This is a genomic window from Fictibacillus sp. b24 (assembly GCF_030348825.1).
Taxonomy (GTDB): domain Bacteria; phylum Bacillota; class Bacilli; order Bacillales; family Fictibacillaceae; genus Fictibacillus.
This window is the reverse complement of record NZ_JAUCES010000005.1, coordinates 1,503,738-1,519,198: the sequence shown is the minus strand read 5'-3', so window position 1 is coordinate 1,519,198 and position 15,461 is coordinate 1,503,738. Positions and strand designations below refer to the sequence as shown.

18 protein-coding genes and 6 tRNA genes are annotated in these 15,461 nt (G+C 38.2%); 6 read left to right on the top strand and 18 right to left on the bottom strand.

All coding sequences use genetic code 11. The features are described 5' to 3' along the window. Positions 1–63 precede the first annotated feature (63 nt). From QUF49_RS07775 to QUF49_RS07740, 8 genes are all read right to left on the bottom strand, one after another. Positions 64–139: transfer RNA gene (locus QUF49_RS07775), tRNA-Phe, on the bottom strand. A 177-nt stretch (positions 140–316) separates the two neighbouring features. Further along, a tRNA-Ser gene (locus QUF49_RS07770) sits at positions 317–409 on the bottom strand. 9 nt (positions 410–418) lie between these two features. Next, positions 419–495 (bottom strand) — tRNA-Ile (locus tag QUF49_RS07765). Between the two features lie 25 nt (positions 496–520). Further along, positions 521–596: transfer RNA gene (locus QUF49_RS07760), tRNA-His, on the bottom strand. Positions 597–622: 26 nt separating this feature from the next. Then, positions 623–699, bottom strand: a tRNA-Met gene (locus QUF49_RS07755). A gap of 4 nt (positions 700–703) precedes the next feature. Further along, positions 704–778 (bottom strand) — tRNA-Asn (locus tag QUF49_RS07750). Between the two features lie 151 nt (positions 779–929). After that, positions 930–1,412, bottom strand: coding sequence for a DUF456 domain-containing protein (locus tag QUF49_RS07745; RefSeq protein WP_289495117.1), 483 nt, complete (start codon positions 1,410–1,412; stop codon positions 930–932). Between the two features lie 64 nt (positions 1,413–1,476). After that, entirely contained in the window at positions 1,477–3,081 is a 1,605-nt protein-coding gene (locus tag QUF49_RS07740; RefSeq protein WP_289497606.1) for a Na/Pi cotransporter family protein, read from the bottom strand. A 191-nt stretch (positions 3,082–3,272) separates the two neighbouring features. Here QUF49_RS07740 and QUF49_RS07735 point away from each other — a divergent pair, with 191 nt between their 5' ends. Next, a complete protein-coding gene (locus tag QUF49_RS07735) occupies positions 3,273–3,830 on the top strand; it encodes a DUF1189 family protein (protein ID WP_289495116.1) in 558 nt (185 codons plus the stop codon). 16 nt (positions 3,831–3,846) lie between these two features. On the opposite strand, the gene QUF49_RS07730 is transcribed toward QUF49_RS07735, so the two are convergent. Further along, complete coding sequence (locus QUF49_RS07730; protein WP_394602934.1) at positions 3,847–4,722, bottom strand: DUF1002 domain-containing protein; 876 nt, start codon at positions 4,720–4,722, stop codon at positions 3,847–3,849. A gap of 179 nt (positions 4,723–4,901) precedes the next feature. Here QUF49_RS07730 and QUF49_RS07725 point away from each other — a divergent pair, with 179 nt between their 5' ends. Next, a complete protein-coding gene (locus QUF49_RS07725) occupies positions 4,902–5,231 on the top strand; it encodes a LysM peptidoglycan-binding domain-containing protein (RefSeq protein ID WP_289495115.1) in 330 nt (109 codons plus the stop codon). Positions 5,232–5,324: 93 nt separating this feature from the next. After that, the gene (gene ispG / locus QUF49_RS07720; protein WP_289495114.1) at positions 5,325–6,437 is read left to right on the top strand and encodes a flavodoxin-dependent (E)-4-hydroxy-3-methylbut-2-enyl-diphosphate synthase; all 1,113 of its coding nucleotides are present in this window, start codon (positions 5,325–5,327) and stop codon (positions 6,435–6,437) included. 382 nt (positions 6,438–6,819) lie between these two features. On the opposite strand, the gene QUF49_RS07715 is transcribed toward ispG, so the two are convergent. From QUF49_RS07715 to QUF49_RS07675, 9 genes are all read right to left on the bottom strand, one after another. Next, positions 6,820–7,197, bottom strand: a complete 378-nt coding sequence (locus QUF49_RS07715; protein WP_289495113.1) for a DUF4190 domain-containing protein — start codon at positions 7,195–7,197, stop codon at positions 6,820–6,822. A gap of 116 nt (positions 7,198–7,313) precedes the next feature. Further along, positions 7,314–7,526, bottom strand: a complete 213-nt coding sequence (locus tag QUF49_RS07710; protein ID WP_289495112.1) for a DUF1540 domain-containing protein — start codon at positions 7,524–7,526, stop codon at positions 7,314–7,316. 70 nt (positions 7,527–7,596) lie between these two features. Then, positions 7,597–8,010 (bottom strand): Fur family transcriptional regulator, encoded by a 414-nt coding sequence (locus QUF49_RS07705; protein ID WP_289497604.1) that lies wholly within the window; start codon positions 8,008–8,010, stop codon positions 7,597–7,599. Positions 8,011–8,018: 8 nt separating this feature from the next. Next, positions 8,019–8,867 (bottom strand): metal ABC transporter permease, encoded by an 849-nt coding sequence (locus QUF49_RS07700; protein ID WP_289495111.1) that lies wholly within the window; start codon positions 8,865–8,867, stop codon positions 8,019–8,021. 12 nt (positions 8,868–8,879) lie between these two features. Beyond that, on the bottom strand, positions 8,880–9,656 hold the full coding sequence (locus tag QUF49_RS07695; protein WP_289495110.1) for a metal ABC transporter ATP-binding protein: 777 nt from the start codon (positions 9,654–9,656) through the stop codon (positions 8,880–8,882). Between the two features lie 133 nt (positions 9,657–9,789). Next, positions 9,790–10,443, bottom strand: a complete 654-nt coding sequence (locus QUF49_RS07690; RefSeq protein WP_289495109.1) for an HAD family hydrolase — start codon at positions 10,441–10,443, stop codon at positions 9,790–9,792. A 100-nt stretch (positions 10,444–10,543) separates the two neighbouring features. Then, positions 10,544–11,464, bottom strand: a complete 921-nt coding sequence (locus QUF49_RS07685; protein WP_425590457.1) for a metal ABC transporter solute-binding protein, Zn/Mn family — start codon at positions 11,462–11,464, stop codon at positions 10,544–10,546. 13 nt (positions 11,465–11,477) lie between these two features. After that, entirely contained in the window at positions 11,478–12,350 is an 873-nt protein-coding gene (locus QUF49_RS07680) for a metal ABC transporter permease (protein WP_289495108.1), read from the bottom strand. Beyond that, positions 12,347–13,096, bottom strand: coding sequence for a metal ABC transporter ATP-binding protein (locus tag QUF49_RS07675; protein ID WP_289495107.1), 750 nt, complete (start codon positions 13,094–13,096; stop codon positions 12,347–12,349). Before QUF49_RS07675 ends, QUF49_RS07680 begins: the two co-directional genes overlap by 4 nt. Before the next feature lie 291 nt (positions 13,097–13,387). Between QUF49_RS07675 and QUF49_RS07670 the strand changes: the two genes are divergently transcribed. The 3 genes from QUF49_RS07670 to QUF49_RS07660 all read left to right on the top strand — a co-directional run bounded on the left by QUF49_RS07670 (position 13,388) and on the right by QUF49_RS07660 (position 15,450). Next, on the top strand, positions 13,388–14,647 hold the full coding sequence (locus QUF49_RS07670; protein ID WP_289495106.1) for an NCS2 family permease: 1,260 nt from the start codon (positions 13,388–13,390) through the stop codon (positions 14,645–14,647). A 112-nt stretch (positions 14,648–14,759) separates the two neighbouring features. Next, the gene (locus QUF49_RS07665) at positions 14,760–15,077 is read left to right on the top strand and encodes a hypothetical protein (protein ID WP_289495105.1); all 318 of its coding nucleotides are present in this window, start codon (positions 14,760–14,762) and stop codon (positions 15,075–15,077) included. 112 nt (positions 15,078–15,189) lie between these two features. Next, entirely contained in the window at positions 15,190–15,450 is a 261-nt protein-coding gene (locus tag QUF49_RS07660) for a DUF2624 family protein (protein WP_289495104.1), read from the top strand. Positions 15,451–15,461: the final 11 nt, after the last annotated feature.

Sequence of the window (15,461 nt, the reverse complement as noted above, 5' to 3'; positions counted from 1 at the left end):
CACTGTACCCTTTCTAACAATAAAAAAACCTTACGCCACGCCGTAAGGTTAATATGTATAGTATGGTGGCTCGAGACGGAATCGAACCGCCGACACGAGGATTTTCAGTCCTCTGCTCTACCGACTGAGCTATCGAGCCAAAAATTTTTCAAAACCAAAATTTTTGGTCTTATTTAATTACTGTGTCTCTTCCTCTACACGTTCCCTTCTAGGGTGTATCCGTCGAGACAACTCGCAGCATACTCGTGCTGTAACGCTCGTAGCTATCGAGCCAAAAAGAAGATATTTATAATTTTATTTACTACAAAATATGTAATGGAGGAGGTAGAGGGATTCGAACCCCCGCGGGTCGTTAAACCCCTGTCGGTTTTCAAGACCGATCCCTTCAGCCGGACTTGGGTATACCTCCTCGATTATATGGTGGACCCTGTAGGACTCGAACCTACGACCAATCGGTTATGAGCCGACCGCTCTGACCAACTGAGCTAAGGGTCCAAAGATAAAACTTATGTACATGTTATGGGGCGGACGAGGGGAATCGAACCCCCGAATGTCGGAACCACAATCCGATGCGTTAACCACTTCGCCACGACCGCCATCGTGATTAATTAATAAAACATTTTGGTAGCGGCGGAGGGAGTCGAACCCACGACCTCACGGGTATGAACCGTACGCTCTAGCCAGCTGAGCTACACCGCCAAAATGGCTCCACAGGTAGGACTCGAACCTACGACCGATCGGTTAACAGCCGATAGCTCTACCACTGAGCTACTGTGGAATAACGTCTTAACTTTGTTAAGGACAAGAACTACTATATCACGTTGTCGTAATTAATGTCAATAACATTTTTGAAATGAATTTGCGCGAACACATGTACTTTTTAGAACAAAAATAATATAACACGCCCGACAGCAATAAGCAATGAAGATTTATAACACTTGATAATAAAAATATCCGATCATTAAAGCCTGTGTAAAGACTTTAATCAGAGTTGTTCCTACGAAAGCAAGCACAGTACCAATACCTACAGAAACGGCTGACTTCAATCCTTTTCTTTGGAATAGAAGTTCTGCAATTACAGCACCTAAAAACGGTCCAATCAGTATTCCGGCAACAGGTATTACAAAAGGTCCGACTATCAATCCGATCGTACTTCCCCATAAAGCCGCTTTAGATCCTCCTTTTTTCTTAACCGCATAAGCATTCCCTATGTAGTCAACAACAAACAAACTGATAAACAATAGGATTTGCACAGTAAGAAATAAAGGCGTGAACGGCTCAAATGAAAAAGCAAATCCATAAATTAAAAAACCGGCAGCTAAAAATAATACACCAGGTAAAATCGGATAGATTAACGCAATAAAACTGATTACTAACGCTAAACCAATTAAAAACCAATATAAATAGTCCACTTCTGTCTCCTTTCTCGTAAAAGACCAAATAAATAACCAGGAGGAAATTCCCCCTGGCTTCATTTTACTTCTCTAGTACAGCTTCTGCAATGTTAACAGCGTGGTCCCCTATTCTTTCTAGGTTACTTACGATATCAACAAAAACAATACCTGCATTTCCGTCGCATAGTCCTTCGTTCATACGCATAATGTGCTGTTTGCGAAGTGTACGCTCCATTTTATCGATTTTATCTTCTAATCCAAGCACTTCTTTAGCCAGTTCAATGTTTCCTTCTTCTAATGCTTTAACGGCCTTGTCGACTGTTGAAACGGTAAGAGTAAACATTTCATCTAAGTCTTTTTTAGCCGTGTCTGTCAAACGAACATTATTACGCAGTTGATAATCAACAAGTTCAATAATATTTTCCATATGGTCCCCAATACGTTCAATGTCACGAGAGGTGTCTAGCAGCATTGAGTGTTCATTTGATTCTTGAGGTGTTAACGGATGTGCAGACAGTTTTACAAGATAAGATGTTATCTGGCGATCTAAATTATTGATTGCTTCTTCATATTGAAGAGCAAGATCAGAATTCTTTTTATCTTTTTCATTTAAATAAGCGATGGCTTCTTTTAATCCCGCCTGAGAATAGTTAGCCATACGAATAATTTCTTGCTTAGCTTGTCTAATTGCTAGAGAAGGTGAACTCTCTAAAACGATTTCGTCAAGATGTTTTGCCTTGTACTCAATCAATACATCTTCACCCTTAATAAGTTTTGTAACAATAAAGGCTAATAACCCAATGAACCAAAACTGTATCAGAACGTTCGTGACATTGAAGGTACCATGTGCAAATGCAATTTGCATAGCCGGTTCCAAGTTAAACTTTGCAGATAAGAATTCAATATAGTGTCTGAACGGAACAAGAACGATCAAAAAGATAACTGTTCCAAGCAAGTTAAAGATTACATGAGTAAGCGCAGCGCGTCTTGCTGCAACTGTAGTACCGATAGCTGCTAAGATTGCCGTAATCGTAGTACCAATATTATCACCAAACAATACAGGCAGTGCGGCTTTAAGATCAATCATATTTTGAGAATACAGCTCTTGTAAAATACCAATCGTTGCACTTGAAGACTGCACAATAACAGTAAATAACGTTCCAATTACAACTCCAAGGATTGGGTTGTCACTCATGGAAACCGTCAGCTCTTGAAATGCTTCAAGGCTGCGCAATGGTTTCATTCCGTCACCCATTAGTTCAAGACCTAAGAATAACGCACCAAAACCAAACGTAATCTGTCCAAAATAGTTATACTTCGGATTTTTAAAGAAAAAGATTAAGATGGATCCAACTGCTATGATCGGCAATGCATACTCACCTACATCGATACCGATGATAAAGGACGTAACTGTTGTACCAATGTTTGCCCCCATGATAACACCGATCGCTTGCCTTAGAGTTAAGAATCCAGCATTAACAAGTCCAACTGTTAACACAGTCGTACCTGAACTACTTTGAATTAATACTGTTACAAATATCCCTGCTAAAACTCCCATAAAAGGATTTGTTGTTAATTTATCAAGTATTTCTCGTAATCGGTCTCCTGCTGAATTTTGAAGTCCATCTCCCATGTACTTAATCCCAAATAAGAAGATCCCCAGTCCTCCGATGAATTGAAATAACATTTCTTGATAATTCAATGTTTACAGCTCCTTATTAACTATCATTTATCAACCTTTGCCATTATCTCTATTTGTATAGTTTGTGTAAATAAAAAAGGGGAATTTGTAACATTTCCTTTACAATTGAATCTTATTGTCGAAAGGTCTGGGTTCATGTAAACTATTTATGGTCAGTAAATAAAGGGGATTCTTTAATGAAATTACATATTCGTTTTGTTAAAAGTTTATTTTCCATAATGTCGATTGCTCAATTTAGATTATTAGGTGTAGGGAGTACTATTCTTTATGTTCTATCCCTAACCTTATTATGTATTGTGCCTGTATTAATCATTTTCTTATTAAGTCTTTTGTCAGGTAATCAATCCTTGTCCAATTTTGAAAGCTTTGGCTTAAATCCAGATCAAATGCAAAATTTTGCTACCTCACTAGATGGAATATACCCTATCATTATAGCCGTAATCTATGCGGTGATGTATGTCCTGTTCTCAGGCATACTATTTTCAGGTGTTTCCATAATAGCTGGTATTGCAATTCCTGCAGCAAAAATTTTGGGCAGAAAACTTACGTATAGACATCTATGGGTCATATCTTGTTATTCAATTACCCTTCCTTCTGTCTTGATCACAATTCTTTTTACTTTAAATATTCATGTTCCTCACTCTTTTATTTGGTTTTGGCTATTATCATTTATAATTTGCATCCTAGCTATTACTAAGACACCTTCGAAAAAAAATAAAAAAAGCGGCCTGTGAGCCGCTTTTTTTCTGTCTATTTAAAGAGTGATTTAATCGCCTCTATCAGTGCGATAAGAAAGTCGATTATTTTCTGAATAAAAGATTGTGTCTCTTCCTTGTTTAAGAAGTCTCCAAGGTTTTCACTAATGTTCTTAAGATCGCTCTGAACTTGATCCCAATCAATATTTAGATCTTTCATCTTATTAAATAGCGCAATAAGCCCGTTCAATTCATCTTGAGTCAGTTCGATTCCCATATCTTTTGCAACTTTTTCGATTAACGCCCTCAAATCTTCTTCTGACTGTACCGGATTCTTTGCGATTTCCTCTTTAACACGAGTCATTAATTCTGTTGCTTCTTTTGTACCGATTCTTTCTCCTAATTTAGCTGTTTTAACCATTTCTTCATTAGCTACTTGTTTTTGCGCTTCTGGAATCTCAATCTGAGCTGTTGTTTCGTATGCTTTAAGAATACCTGTTAACGCTGCTGTACCAGACACTTCAAAAGGTGCTGTAACATAAATCTCTGCATCTGTAACACCAGCAGTCGTTAATGCATTCATATACATTTCTTCTGTTACCCAATTAATATTGTTGGTTTCAACAGATAAACCTTGATCTTTTTCACCAATTGTAATCTTAGATGACGAGATCGCTTTTGATCCAATTTGAGCTTTTGATATATATTCACCTAGATATTGGTGTTCTTCTTCATTTGTAACTTGTACTGTCTCTACATCAGCAGATACATCCATCTCTTTTAATAAACTGTTCTTTTGTTCTTCAGTTAAGTTTTGTCCAAGTGTAACGATGACATCCCCAGGTGCTGCGTCTGCAAACATTTTTAAAGGGGCAATAAATAATGCTGCAGCCATTATAGATAGCAGGGCGAGCACTTTTGCTTTTTTCATAAATTTCACCTCTCCAATCAGTACATCTAAAAAGATACGCAGAAATGTATTTTTTTCTGTCCTTCCTGCCTTTCCATTTTACACCAATGGTTATCCAGAAGTCACTTTAAACTTGTCATATTAAAGATGGACAAGCATATAGTCTTATATGTGAAATTATGCGAAAGGAGAGGGAATTCATGAAACGTTTCCTGAGAGCCTGTGCGATTATGCTTATTTTATATGTGGTTGCTTATGATTTAAAAATTGGTACACTCCCTCAATCTACACCTGCAAATGCTAATGCGGAGATAAAAACAGAAAAAAAGCAAAAAAAATCTTACGAAACATATGAGGTTAAGCCAGGTGAAACCTTAATCTCAGTTGTTGAGAAGCTTAATACGAATGGAAATTATTCTATCGTTACCATGATAAAAGATTTTAAATCATTGAATCCTGGAGTGAACCCAGAAAATATTCAATTAGGAAAATCATATAAATTTCCGCTATATAATAAAGTGGATAGATAACATTACTTGTCAAAACAAAATAATCCCTGCTAAAATGAACTGATGATAGGACAGACTAATACTGTCAATTTGAAAAAAGGAGCGATTCACCAAATGAGTGAAATCACCCACCGTTCTAAAACAAGACCTGTAAAAGTAGGACCATTAACAATAGGTGGTACAGACCAGGTTATTGTTCAGAGTATGACAACAACGAAGACACATGATGTAGAAGCCACAGTAGCTGAAATAAAGCGTCTAGAAGAAGCAGGCTGTCAGGTCGTACGTGTAGCATGTCCAGACATGCGCGCTGCTGAAGCGATAGCAGATATAAAGAAAAGAATTAATATTCCGCTTGTAGTGGACATTCATTTTGATTATAAACTCGCTCTTAAGGCTATCGAAGGCGGAGCTGACAAAATCAGAATTAATCCTGGAAACATCGGGCGCCGCGAAAAGGTAGAAGCCGTAGTTAAAGCAGCTAAAGCTAAAGGGATTCCAATTCGAATAGGTGTTAACGCAGGTTCTCTTGAAAAGAAATATCTTGAAAAATACGGATATCCTACTGCAGATGGTATGGTGGAAAGCGCACTTCACCATATTCAAATTCTAGAGGAACTTGATTTTCATGATATTATCGTTTCAATGAAAGCCTCAGATGTTAATTTAGCGATAGAAGCTTATGAAAAAGCTTCAAAAGCATTTGACTATCCGCTGCACCTTGGTATTACAGAATCAGGTACACTTTTTGCTGGTACTGTTAAGAGTGCCGCTGGCCTTGGAGCAATTCTTCATAAAGGCATCGGTAATACTTTACGTATTTCGTTAAGTGCGGACCCGGTTGAAGAAGTTAAAGTGGCTCGTGAGCTCTTGAAATCATTCGGACTTTTATCTGACGCAGCTACCTTGATCTCCTGTCCAACTTGCGGCCGAATTGAAATTGACTTAATTTCAATAGCTAATGAAGTAGAAGAATATATCTCTAATGTACGTGCTCCTATCAAAGTAGCTGTTCTAGGCTGCGCAGTAAACGGGCCTGGTGAGGCTCGTGAAGCTGATATTGGTATAGCTGGGGCTCGTGGAGAAGGATTGTTATTCCGACACGGAGAAATTGTACGAAAGATTCCTGAAGATCAATTGTTAGATGAACTGAAGAAAGAAGTAGATATTTTAGCAAAAGCTCATGAAGAAAAGTTAAAAGCTGAAGCAGCTGCACAAAAAATATAAAGTACGTAAGCTCCCGTTTTGGGAGCTTTTTTTAATTAAAGGATTGGCTGGCGTGCCGTATTTTCTGCGGAAATTCAGCAAGCATGAGCGGTGGTCTGGCATTGATTGAAAAAATGCCTTTTAGCTGATCACTTTTACATGGGAAGTCACGTGGAACAAACAATTTACATACATGTTCATCCCATTTATAAAAAAAAGCTCATTGATTTTAATTTCACGTTATTTTATATAATTTCACGTTATTTGAATTTATTTCACATTAATCTCTATAATTTCACGTTAAACGTAATAATTTCACGTTAACCATATTATCCCAGTAAACTTCAACTTTTTTTCATATAAAAAAGAAGAAGCCTCAGCTTCTCCTTTGCTCCTTCTTCCTTTAAAAGAACGGTGCAAAAAATAACGAAATGATTATCGATACGATACCAATTCCGATCGCCCAATTCCCAAGCGAATGTGCACCTTGTCTTCTGGCAATAAAACCAACGATAATACCTGCTGCTCCAAATAACACGGGTAGTATGAACAGTGATAAGACAGAAAGAATAATCGCGATGACTCCAGCCGCTTTTCCTCCTGCTCTTTCACGATTTACTTCGTGTTCATGTCCGTGATCTTTTTCTCTATCCGCATAACGAGGACGCTCGTTTTCAGGTAGTGTCATATCACTTCTTACAGGAACGGGTACAGCTTCAGCCGCCATCTCTTCACGAAATCCAGCTTCGTTTATATTACGTTCATCTCTTTCGTATGCCATGATGATTCCCCCTCTTTTAGTCTTAAGGAGCGTTCTTATTATGGCTTTAAAAGAGATATTTCATAGATGTTAAGTTATGGGCATAAGAAAAGAGGCCACATAAATGGCCCCCTCGTTTAGTGCTTTGGTTTAAATGTATGACAACACGTTTCAGCTGGATCATAGGCAGCATCTTTATGAGCGGCATCTCCATGGAGGTTACCATCAGCGCTCATATCAACAGACATATTCGCATGCTTATCGATTTCAACAAGAATGGCATCTGCTGCACAGTTATTGCCTTCACCCCAATAGGTACAATTCGAAACATTACATTTTACTTCAGGCATAAAAAAACCTCCTTTCTCTTTAGCTTGGCTAAATAAAAGGAGGAACATACTTGTTTACACACAAAAAAATTTAATCTCTGCAGTCCGTACAATAGCCGTAGATCTCAAATTTATGACCTGTCACGTCAAACCCGTTTAGTTCACTGTTCAGAACTTCCATCGGGCAAGTGTGAATCGATTTCGTGCTGCCACAGGTGAGACAGATTAAATGGTGATGGTGTTCATTGTGTGCACACGTAAACCGAAACTTTTTTTCGCCTTCCCATTCGGTATCTTCAAGCAATTCTAGATCAACGAAGGTCGTTAAATTTCGATAAATCGTATCAAAACTAAGACCAGGATATTTTTCTTTTAGCCCTTCTTGTACATCTTTTGCAGAAAGATATCTTTTTTCCTCTGCGAATAAAGAAATAAGATCTTTTCTCTTTTCTGTATACTTATAGCCATTCTCTTTCAGAATCTCCATTGCTTTATCTATCGTTATGGCAAATTTCACAAGTGACCCACCTTTCTGGAACCTGTAAATTTTTTATAAAGAATACTTAAGCATAAAATAACAACAAGGCATAAAACAATGGTTCCTCCTGAAGCAAGATCGAGATAGTAGGAAAGAAACATGCCAGAAATTACGGCAGCCTCTCCGAAAAGAACGGAAAGCCAGATTGCCTGTTTGAAACCTTTTGCGATTCGGATACTTGCCGCTACCGGCAGCGTCATAAGAGCAGAAACCAAAAGAATACCGACTATTTTCATCGATGCTGCAATAACTAAAGCGGTAATGGCCATAAAAGCAATTAAGATCCAGCTGCTTCGTATTCCAGATAGTTTCCCTTGCTCTTCATCAAAGGATAGGACGAACAATTCTTTGTACATAAAGAATACAAATAGAAGGACAACAATAAGAATAGCAAAAACAGTCCATACATCCGACTTCTTAACTGCGATAATACTTCCAAATAAGTAATTGAACAGATCAGTATTGAATCCATCTGCCATTGAAATAAAAATAACACTTAGGCCTATTCCTGCTGACATGATAATTGGTATAGCTAGTTCTTCGTAATGTTTGTATACTTTTCTAAGCTGTTCTATAAAAATGGCTCCACCTACCGAAAAAGCCATTCCTAGATATATGGGATTAGCTGCAGCAAAGAATGAAGACCACTTTCCTAACAACAAGTTAGCTGCAATTCCCGCTAAAGTAATGTGAGAAAGTGCATCTGCAATTAAAGCTTGCCTCCTCACAACGATAAAGACTCCTAACACTGGTGCAAGCAGTCCGACCATTATCCCTGTAAAGAAGGCGTTTTGTAAAAATTCGTATTTTAAAAACGGTAACATTCATTCATCCCCTTACTTCTGTTCATGGTCATGGTGGAGAACATGAACATGATGTCCATAAAAAGCAGACATGTTTTCAGAAGAACTCTCCTCAAATTCTTTTGTATTTCCATGAAAGTGAACCTGTTTGTTCAAGCAGGCTACATCTGTTACATAATTCGTCATAACCCCTACATCATGTGTAACCAATACAAGCGTCATGTTGTTATCAAGATGCAGATCTTTTAACATCTTATAAAAAGATTCTGAAGACTCTGTATCAACACCAACAGTCGGTTCATCCAGGATCAAAAGCTCAGGATCGCTTACTAACGCCCGCGCGATAAAAATTCGCTGCTGCTGACCACCAGAGAGTTCACCTATATTCTGATGCGCAAAATTATCCATATTCACTGATTTTAAAGCATCCCATACTTTCTTTTTATCCGCTGCCTTTAAAAAACGGAACAAACCAACCTTACCGAAAAGCCCCATAGATACGACTTCAAATGCTGTTGCAGGAAAAGCAGTGTTAAAACTGTTTGCTTTTTGGGAAACGTAGCCGATCTTTTCCCAATCATTAAATTTATTTACTTTTTCTCCAAATAGATAAACTTGCCCTTGCTGAGGCTTTTGGAGACCTAATATACATTTAATCAGTGTAGATTTACCTGAACCATTCGGACCAACAAGCCCTAAAAAAGATCCTTTTTTGATTTCCATCGTTACATGTTGAAGTACATTTTTATCACCATAATGGAACGATAAATCATCTACACGAATGGCTATAGAATTTGCATTGTTCTCCATGACTAACCTCCGTGAGAATGAATAATAAGTAGTAATGAGTACGATTTAGACTGTCTCATAGTATACACGAAATATGAACAAAGTAAAACAACATGCCTAAGTGACATGCTGTGAAATGGATGAAGTTCGAATCTTACTTAGCCCCTTTTAATAGGCTCTCAACCGTTCGTTCTAAATCTTTACATTTAACAATTTGATCGGCCTCTTTTAAATATTTCTGATCAAGTGTAGTTTCTACAGCTAAACAATAAGCGCCTGCACTTTTCGCAGATTGAATGCCAAGTGGTGCGTTTTCAATGACCAGCCACTCAGACGGGTCGAAAGGATGCTGATCCATGGCTAATAAATAGGGTTCTGGCGCAGGCTTTCCTTCTTTCACATCATCACCGGTAATGATCGTATTAAAAGTGATTTGAAGTTTCCCTAAGACTTCATTGACGAATTCTTTTCTGCTTCCTGTTACCAAAGCGATCGGAATATGAAGATTTTGCAGGCTTTTAAGCGTAGAAACCGTTTCTTCTATAAACTCATATTGGGCATTCTCTTTAAAGTAGTTTCTCTTTTGTACATATATATCTTCAATGATTTCCTCAGAAGCATCTACATTAAAAACTTCAAATACATCTTTAATGGTCTTCTTACCTGGCATTCCTTCTCTCAAATAAAAAACATGCTCATCATGATCATAGCCTTTTTTATTAAATGCATGACGCCATGCTTCAACATGGTAACGCATCGTGTCTACAACCACACCATCCATATCAAAACAAACTGCTTTAATTTTCATACAAAAACCACCTTAACCTCGAACTTACATCTTACTATTATAAAACAAAGTCAGTAAAAACAAAAAAGAAGCTGAAGATTCCTCAGCTTCCTTTATATTCTTATTTTAATCCTTCAATAACAGTTTTAGTGTTCCATTCCATCATTTTTTTGTACGTGTCTCCATCTTCACCAGGTTTCCCTAATGAGTCAGTAAACACTTTTCCTGTAATAGGAATACCTGTTTCTTTTGATACAGTTTCCATACTTCTAGCGTCGACGCTTGTTTCTACAAACAACGAAGGAACGTTTCTTTCTTTAAGCAAATCGACTAAACTTTTGATCTGTTGTGGAGAACCTTGGTTTTCTGAGTTGATCTCCCAAACATATGCCGTATCCACATTGTAGGCTTCTCCAAAATACTTAAATGCCCCTTCACTCGTAACAAGTACTCGTTTTTCATCTGGAATCTTATTTAACTCTGAAACGGTCTTGTCATGCAGAGCTTTTAATTCACCAATGTATTTTTCAGCATTGCTTTTATAGTACTCTTTGTTTTCTGGATCCTCTTTCATAAGAGCATCTCGAATGTTTTCCACATAGATTATGCCGTTCTCAATATTAAGCCATGCATGCGGATCATATTGTTTTTCAAGTCCTTTAGATTCTAAGTGAATGGCTTTAACACCTTCACTTACACGGTACACAGGCGCATCTTCCCCATCTTTATTAGAGGTTTTTAATAATTTATTAAACCACGAATTTCCCTCTTCTAGGTTTAATCCGTTATAAAAGATAACATCTGCGTCAGTTGTTTTTAAAACATCTTCTGGTAACGGATCATATTCATGTGGATTCGAACCGATCGGCGCCAAGCTATGAACGTCGACTTTGTCTCCACCAACATTTTTAACTAAGTCAAAAATGATAGAGTAAGTCGCTACGACTTCCACCTTTTCTGAATCATCCTTGCCAGAGCTGCAGCCTGCTGCAGCCATTATTAATGAACCAGCCAAAATGAGACTTGCTATTCTTTTAAACATGTAACCATCCTCCCTACTTTTCCATCAGCTCTAGTCTGTTTTTTCTTGATTTGTGCGCCTTCCATATTAACCCTTGAGATGGCGAGAAGAAGAACGCAAGGGCAAAAAGAAAGGCTGATACTAAAACGATCGTGGCACCTGATGCCAGGTTGTAAGTAAAGCTGAAATATAAACCGAATACTGACGAAACAACTCCAATTAATGCAGATAAATAAATCATCACCGACAAGCGGTTTGTTAAAAGATATGCCGTTGCTGCAGGAGTAATTAGCATGGCAACGACAAGAACGATTCCAACGGTCTGCAGAGAAGCAACCGTAACCATTGTTAATACAGCCATCAGCGCATAGTGTATCCATTTATTCGGAAGTCCGTAGCTTTGAGCCATTGTTGGATCGAAGGTTGAAACGAGCAGTTCTTTATAAAACAGAACAACTAGCCCGATCACTAATAAGCCGATTCCAAGCGTGATCCACATATCACTCATCCTTACAGCAAGAACATTACCAAAGAGAATATGATATAAATCTGCAGAACTTTTCATCATCGTGATGATTACAATACCCACAGCAAACATGCTTGTGAACATGATTCCAATCGCCATATCATGTTTAATTCTGCTGTTTTGGCTTACATATCCGATCCCGATTGCTGTCAGCACACCTGTAATAACTGCTCCAAAGAAAAAGTTAATGCCTAGCATATAGCTGATTGCGACTCCTGGTAATACTGCGTGAGAAATCGCATCACCCATTAGAGCCATGCCTCTTAAAATGATGAAGCATCCTACGATTCCGCATATTATCCCTACTACAACTGAAGTAAAGAGTGCTTTCTGTAAAAACTCATATTGCAGCAGCGCTTGAAAAAATTCAAAAATACTCATGTTGTCACATTCACCCCTTTAGGCTGCAGAAATGAAAACTGATTTGCATAAGCTTTTGTGATCACCTCTGGCTGAAGAACTTCTTCAGATGCTCCGTAATGAATCATGTTTTTGTTCAGCAGTAGCAAGTGGTCAAAGTAGGACTCCGCTTTGCTTAAATCGTGATGCACGACTAGAATCGTTTTTCCTTCTTTTTTCAAATCCCTCAATATATGAATGATTGTTTCTTCACTTGCGACATCAATACCAACAAACGGTTCATCAAGGAAAAACAACTCTGCTTTTTGTGCAAGTGCTCGGGCAAGGAATACCCTTTGCTGCTGTCCTCCTGAAAGCTCTCCGATCTGCCGGTTACCGAACGCTTCCATACCTACTGTCTTTAAACATTCATAAGCCCATTCTCTATCACTTTTAGATGGACGCTTAAATAGTCCTAATTTTGGATACGTCCCAAGAAGCACTACATCAAATACAGTGATAGGAAAATCCCAATCGATATCTGACCGCTGCGGAACATAGGCGATTTTTTTCTTCCACTTTTTCAGCGGCTCTCCAAAAACCTGGATCTCACCTTTATCTTTAGCGATTAAGTTTAATGCAGCTTTCATCATGCTGGATTTACCCGCTCCATTTGGTCCTATGATGCCGACTAAACTTCCTCTTTCCACTGAAAAAGAGATATCTTTAACAACTTGATTCCCTAGATAGGAAACGTATAAGTGTTCAATCTTTAATGCACGTTCCATTGAAAAAAGACCTCCTTTTTCACCCGGTAACTTTTTTTGCCTAAGAGCAACTTTTAGTTAAAAAAATAGTTCCTTCACAATGTATGAAACAAAAAGAAGGATAGTGATTATTTTTGCACAAGAAAATGTTTCCTTCAGGCAACTTTTTTACTTAAGTCAAATTATATAGGGTGGACACAAGATTGTAAATGATTTTTTCTAGCCATATTTCTACATTTGCTATATAATCAACTCTGGCAGTAAACTGCTGGGTGGGAGAGGGTTGTTTTACAGTATTAAGGAAGGAACAAAATGGAACAAAATCAAGTTTCACTAAAAAAAGAAGTACTCGCAGGGATTACCTCATTCTTCACTATCGCTTATATTATTGTCGTTAATCCACTGATATTAGCGGATGCTGGAATGCCATATGAGGGTGTAGTGCTTGCTACAATTCTTACTTCTGTTGTTGGATGTTTAATCATGGGGCTATATGCGAATGCTCCAATCATTCTGACACCGGGCATGGGTGTTAATGCGTTTTTCACGTACACTATCGTCCAAGGTATGAACCTAAGCTGGCAAGAAGCTCTTGCAGCAGTCGTTATGTCTGGTATTTTCTTTTTAATCGCAGCTTCAACACCGTTAAAAGATATACTTTCTAAAAGTATTCCTCAATCATTAAAACACAGTATTACAGTTGGAATCGGGTTGTTTTTAACGTTCATAGGACTACAAAAGGGTGGAATCATTGAAGCTAGCTCTGCTACTTTCGTGAAGTTAGGGCATTTAGATCATCCTGACGCAATCCTTACAGTTGTAGGTTTGGCTGTTACACTAGCCCTGTTCTTAAAGAACGTGAAGGGAAGCTTTTTAATCGGTATTGCTTTAACCACTCTTATTGGCTTTTTTATGGGCCATACACAAGAAGTTAAAGGAATGTCTGATGGGTTTTCTTTTAAACCGTTTGGAGAATTGCTATTCGCTTTTGATTTTTCAGGCATTACGGAGCTTTCCTTTTGGATTGCGACATTTTCCTTGACCATGATTATCACTTTTGAAAACATGGGATTGTTATATGGACTGTTGCCTGATCAAAAGAAATTCCCAAAAGCCTTTCAAGCCAATGCTGCTTCATCCATCGTTTCTGGTCTCTTCGGAACAAGTCCGACGATCTCAACGGTAGAGAGCGCATCTGGTATTCAAGAGGGCGGCAGAACGGGGATCACAAGTATTACAGTTGCTGTATTGTTTATCGGTTCTATTTTTGCAGCGCCTTTTATCGCTTATATTCCAGATGGAGCAATTGCTCCAATCTTAATCATTATTGGCGGCTTGATGGTACAGCAGATTCAGCATATCCCTTTTGCTGATTTTACAGAGATGTTTCCATCTTTTCTAATCATCGCGCTGATCCCATTAACGTACAGCATTGTGGATGGTCTTGCATTTGGATTTATCGCATATCCACTTGTTAAATGGATGTCTGGGCAGAAGAAACAAGTTACGGCGCCAATGTATGTTATCGCCTTTTTATTCTTTATGAATTTTATCCTTCATACAATCGTATAAAAATATAAACAAAAAGACTTTGGACAACTTCCAAAGTCTTTTTTAAACGTTCTTTTCTAAAAGATTGTTGCTTTCAAATTTTGTCTTCTATGATTGTTGATTGGAGTGTAAGGTGCGAGACTCCTGCGGGACAGGCTGGCAGTCGGAAAAGTGGAAGTGGCTCGTTCAGCCCCGACAAGCAAAAGGTGAATGGGCTAGCAAGGCGCACTTTGCCTTGGTCCATTTAACTTTTGACCTCGAGGGGCTAGCCACTGCAACTAGACAGGTGAGACACTTAAGAGTGAAACGTACGAATGTCGCTCACCGCCTGCCCCGCGGAAAGCGAGCAACCTGGAACGGAAATCAATCACTTCCAAAAACAACAAAGTTTGCGAAAACAGCCTTTTTAAAAGCTGTTTTCGCAAATAATATTACTCTTAGAAGTAGCTGAATTCAGCTTCAACGAAATATATAAAGTAACACTCTCCTAGAAAAGAGTCTTTTTTTTAGCACTTTCTCCTCTTAGGACTCATACAATGAGAAAGTCGGGAGGTGGTTGCTTAATGAATCCAATTATTGTTCATTTTGTAAATCAAAAACTTAATTCGATCAGTCCGAATGAACTGATCACACTAGCCGCGCAATATCAACTTCCAATATCTCAAAAAGAAGCCGTACAAATCGTAAACATTCTGCGAAGGCAGACCATCGATATTAAAAACCTTGGGCAGCGCAAGAGAATCATTGACACTATTGCAAAAGAAGTCAGTCCTGAAAAAGCGAACTATATCCAATACTTAATTCAGACTTATATTGATAGGTAATACAAAAAAGC

Excerpts from the sequence above, each read along its gene's own strand:
- QUF49_RS07740 (WP_289497606.1), bottom strand. The coding sequence starts at position 3,081 with ATGTTATTTCAATTCATCGGAGGACTGGGGATCTTCTTATTTGGGATT.
- QUF49_RS07735 (WP_289495116.1), top strand. The coding sequence starts at position 3,273 with ATGAAATTACATATTCGTTTTGTTAAAAGTTTATTTTCCATAATGTCG.
- QUF49_RS07730 (WP_394602934.1), bottom strand. The coding sequence starts at position 4,722 with ATGAAAAAAGCAAAAGTGCTCGCCCTGCTATCTATAATGGCTGCAGCA.
- QUF49_RS07725 (WP_289495115.1), top strand. The coding sequence starts at position 4,902 with ATGAAACGTTTCCTGAGAGCCTGTGCGATTATGCTTATTTTATATGTG.
- ispG (WP_289495114.1), top strand. The coding sequence starts at position 5,325 with ATGAGTGAAATCACCCACCGTTCTAAAACAAGACCTGTAAAAGTAGGA.
- QUF49_RS07715 (WP_289495113.1), bottom strand. The coding sequence starts at position 7,197 with ATGGCATACGAAAGAGATGAACGTAATATAAACGAAGCTGGATTTCGT.
- QUF49_RS07710 (WP_289495112.1), bottom strand. The coding sequence starts at position 7,526 with ATGCCTGAAGTAAAATGTAATGTTTCGAATTGTACCTATTGGGGTGAA.
- QUF49_RS07700 (WP_289495111.1), bottom strand. The coding sequence starts at position 8,867 with ATGTTACCGTTTTTAAAATACGAATTTTTACAAAACGCCTTCTTTACA.
- QUF49_RS07695 (WP_289495110.1), bottom strand. The coding sequence starts at position 9,656 with ATGGAGAACAATGCAAATTCTATAGCCATTCGTGTAGATGATTTATCG.
- QUF49_RS07690 (WP_289495109.1), bottom strand. The coding sequence starts at position 10,443 with ATGAAAATTAAAGCAGTTTGTTTTGATATGGATGGTGTGGTTGTAGAC.
- QUF49_RS07685 (WP_425590457.1), bottom strand. The coding sequence starts at position 11,464 with ATGTTTAAAAGAATAGCAAGTCTCATTTTGGCTGGTTCATTAATAATG.
- QUF49_RS07680 (WP_289495108.1), bottom strand. The coding sequence starts at position 12,350 with ATGAGTATTTTTGAATTTTTTCAAGCGCTGCTGCAATATGAGTTTTTA.
- QUF49_RS07675 (WP_289495107.1), bottom strand. The coding sequence starts at position 13,096 with ATGGAACGTGCATTAAAGATTGAACACTTATACGTTTCCTATCTAGGG.
- QUF49_RS07670 (WP_289495106.1), top strand. The coding sequence starts at position 13,388 with ATGGAACAAAATCAAGTTTCACTAAAAAAAGAAGTACTCGCAGGGATT.
- QUF49_RS07660 (WP_289495104.1), top strand. The coding sequence starts at position 15,190 with ATGAATCCAATTATTGTTCATTTTGTAAATCAAAAACTTAATTCGATC.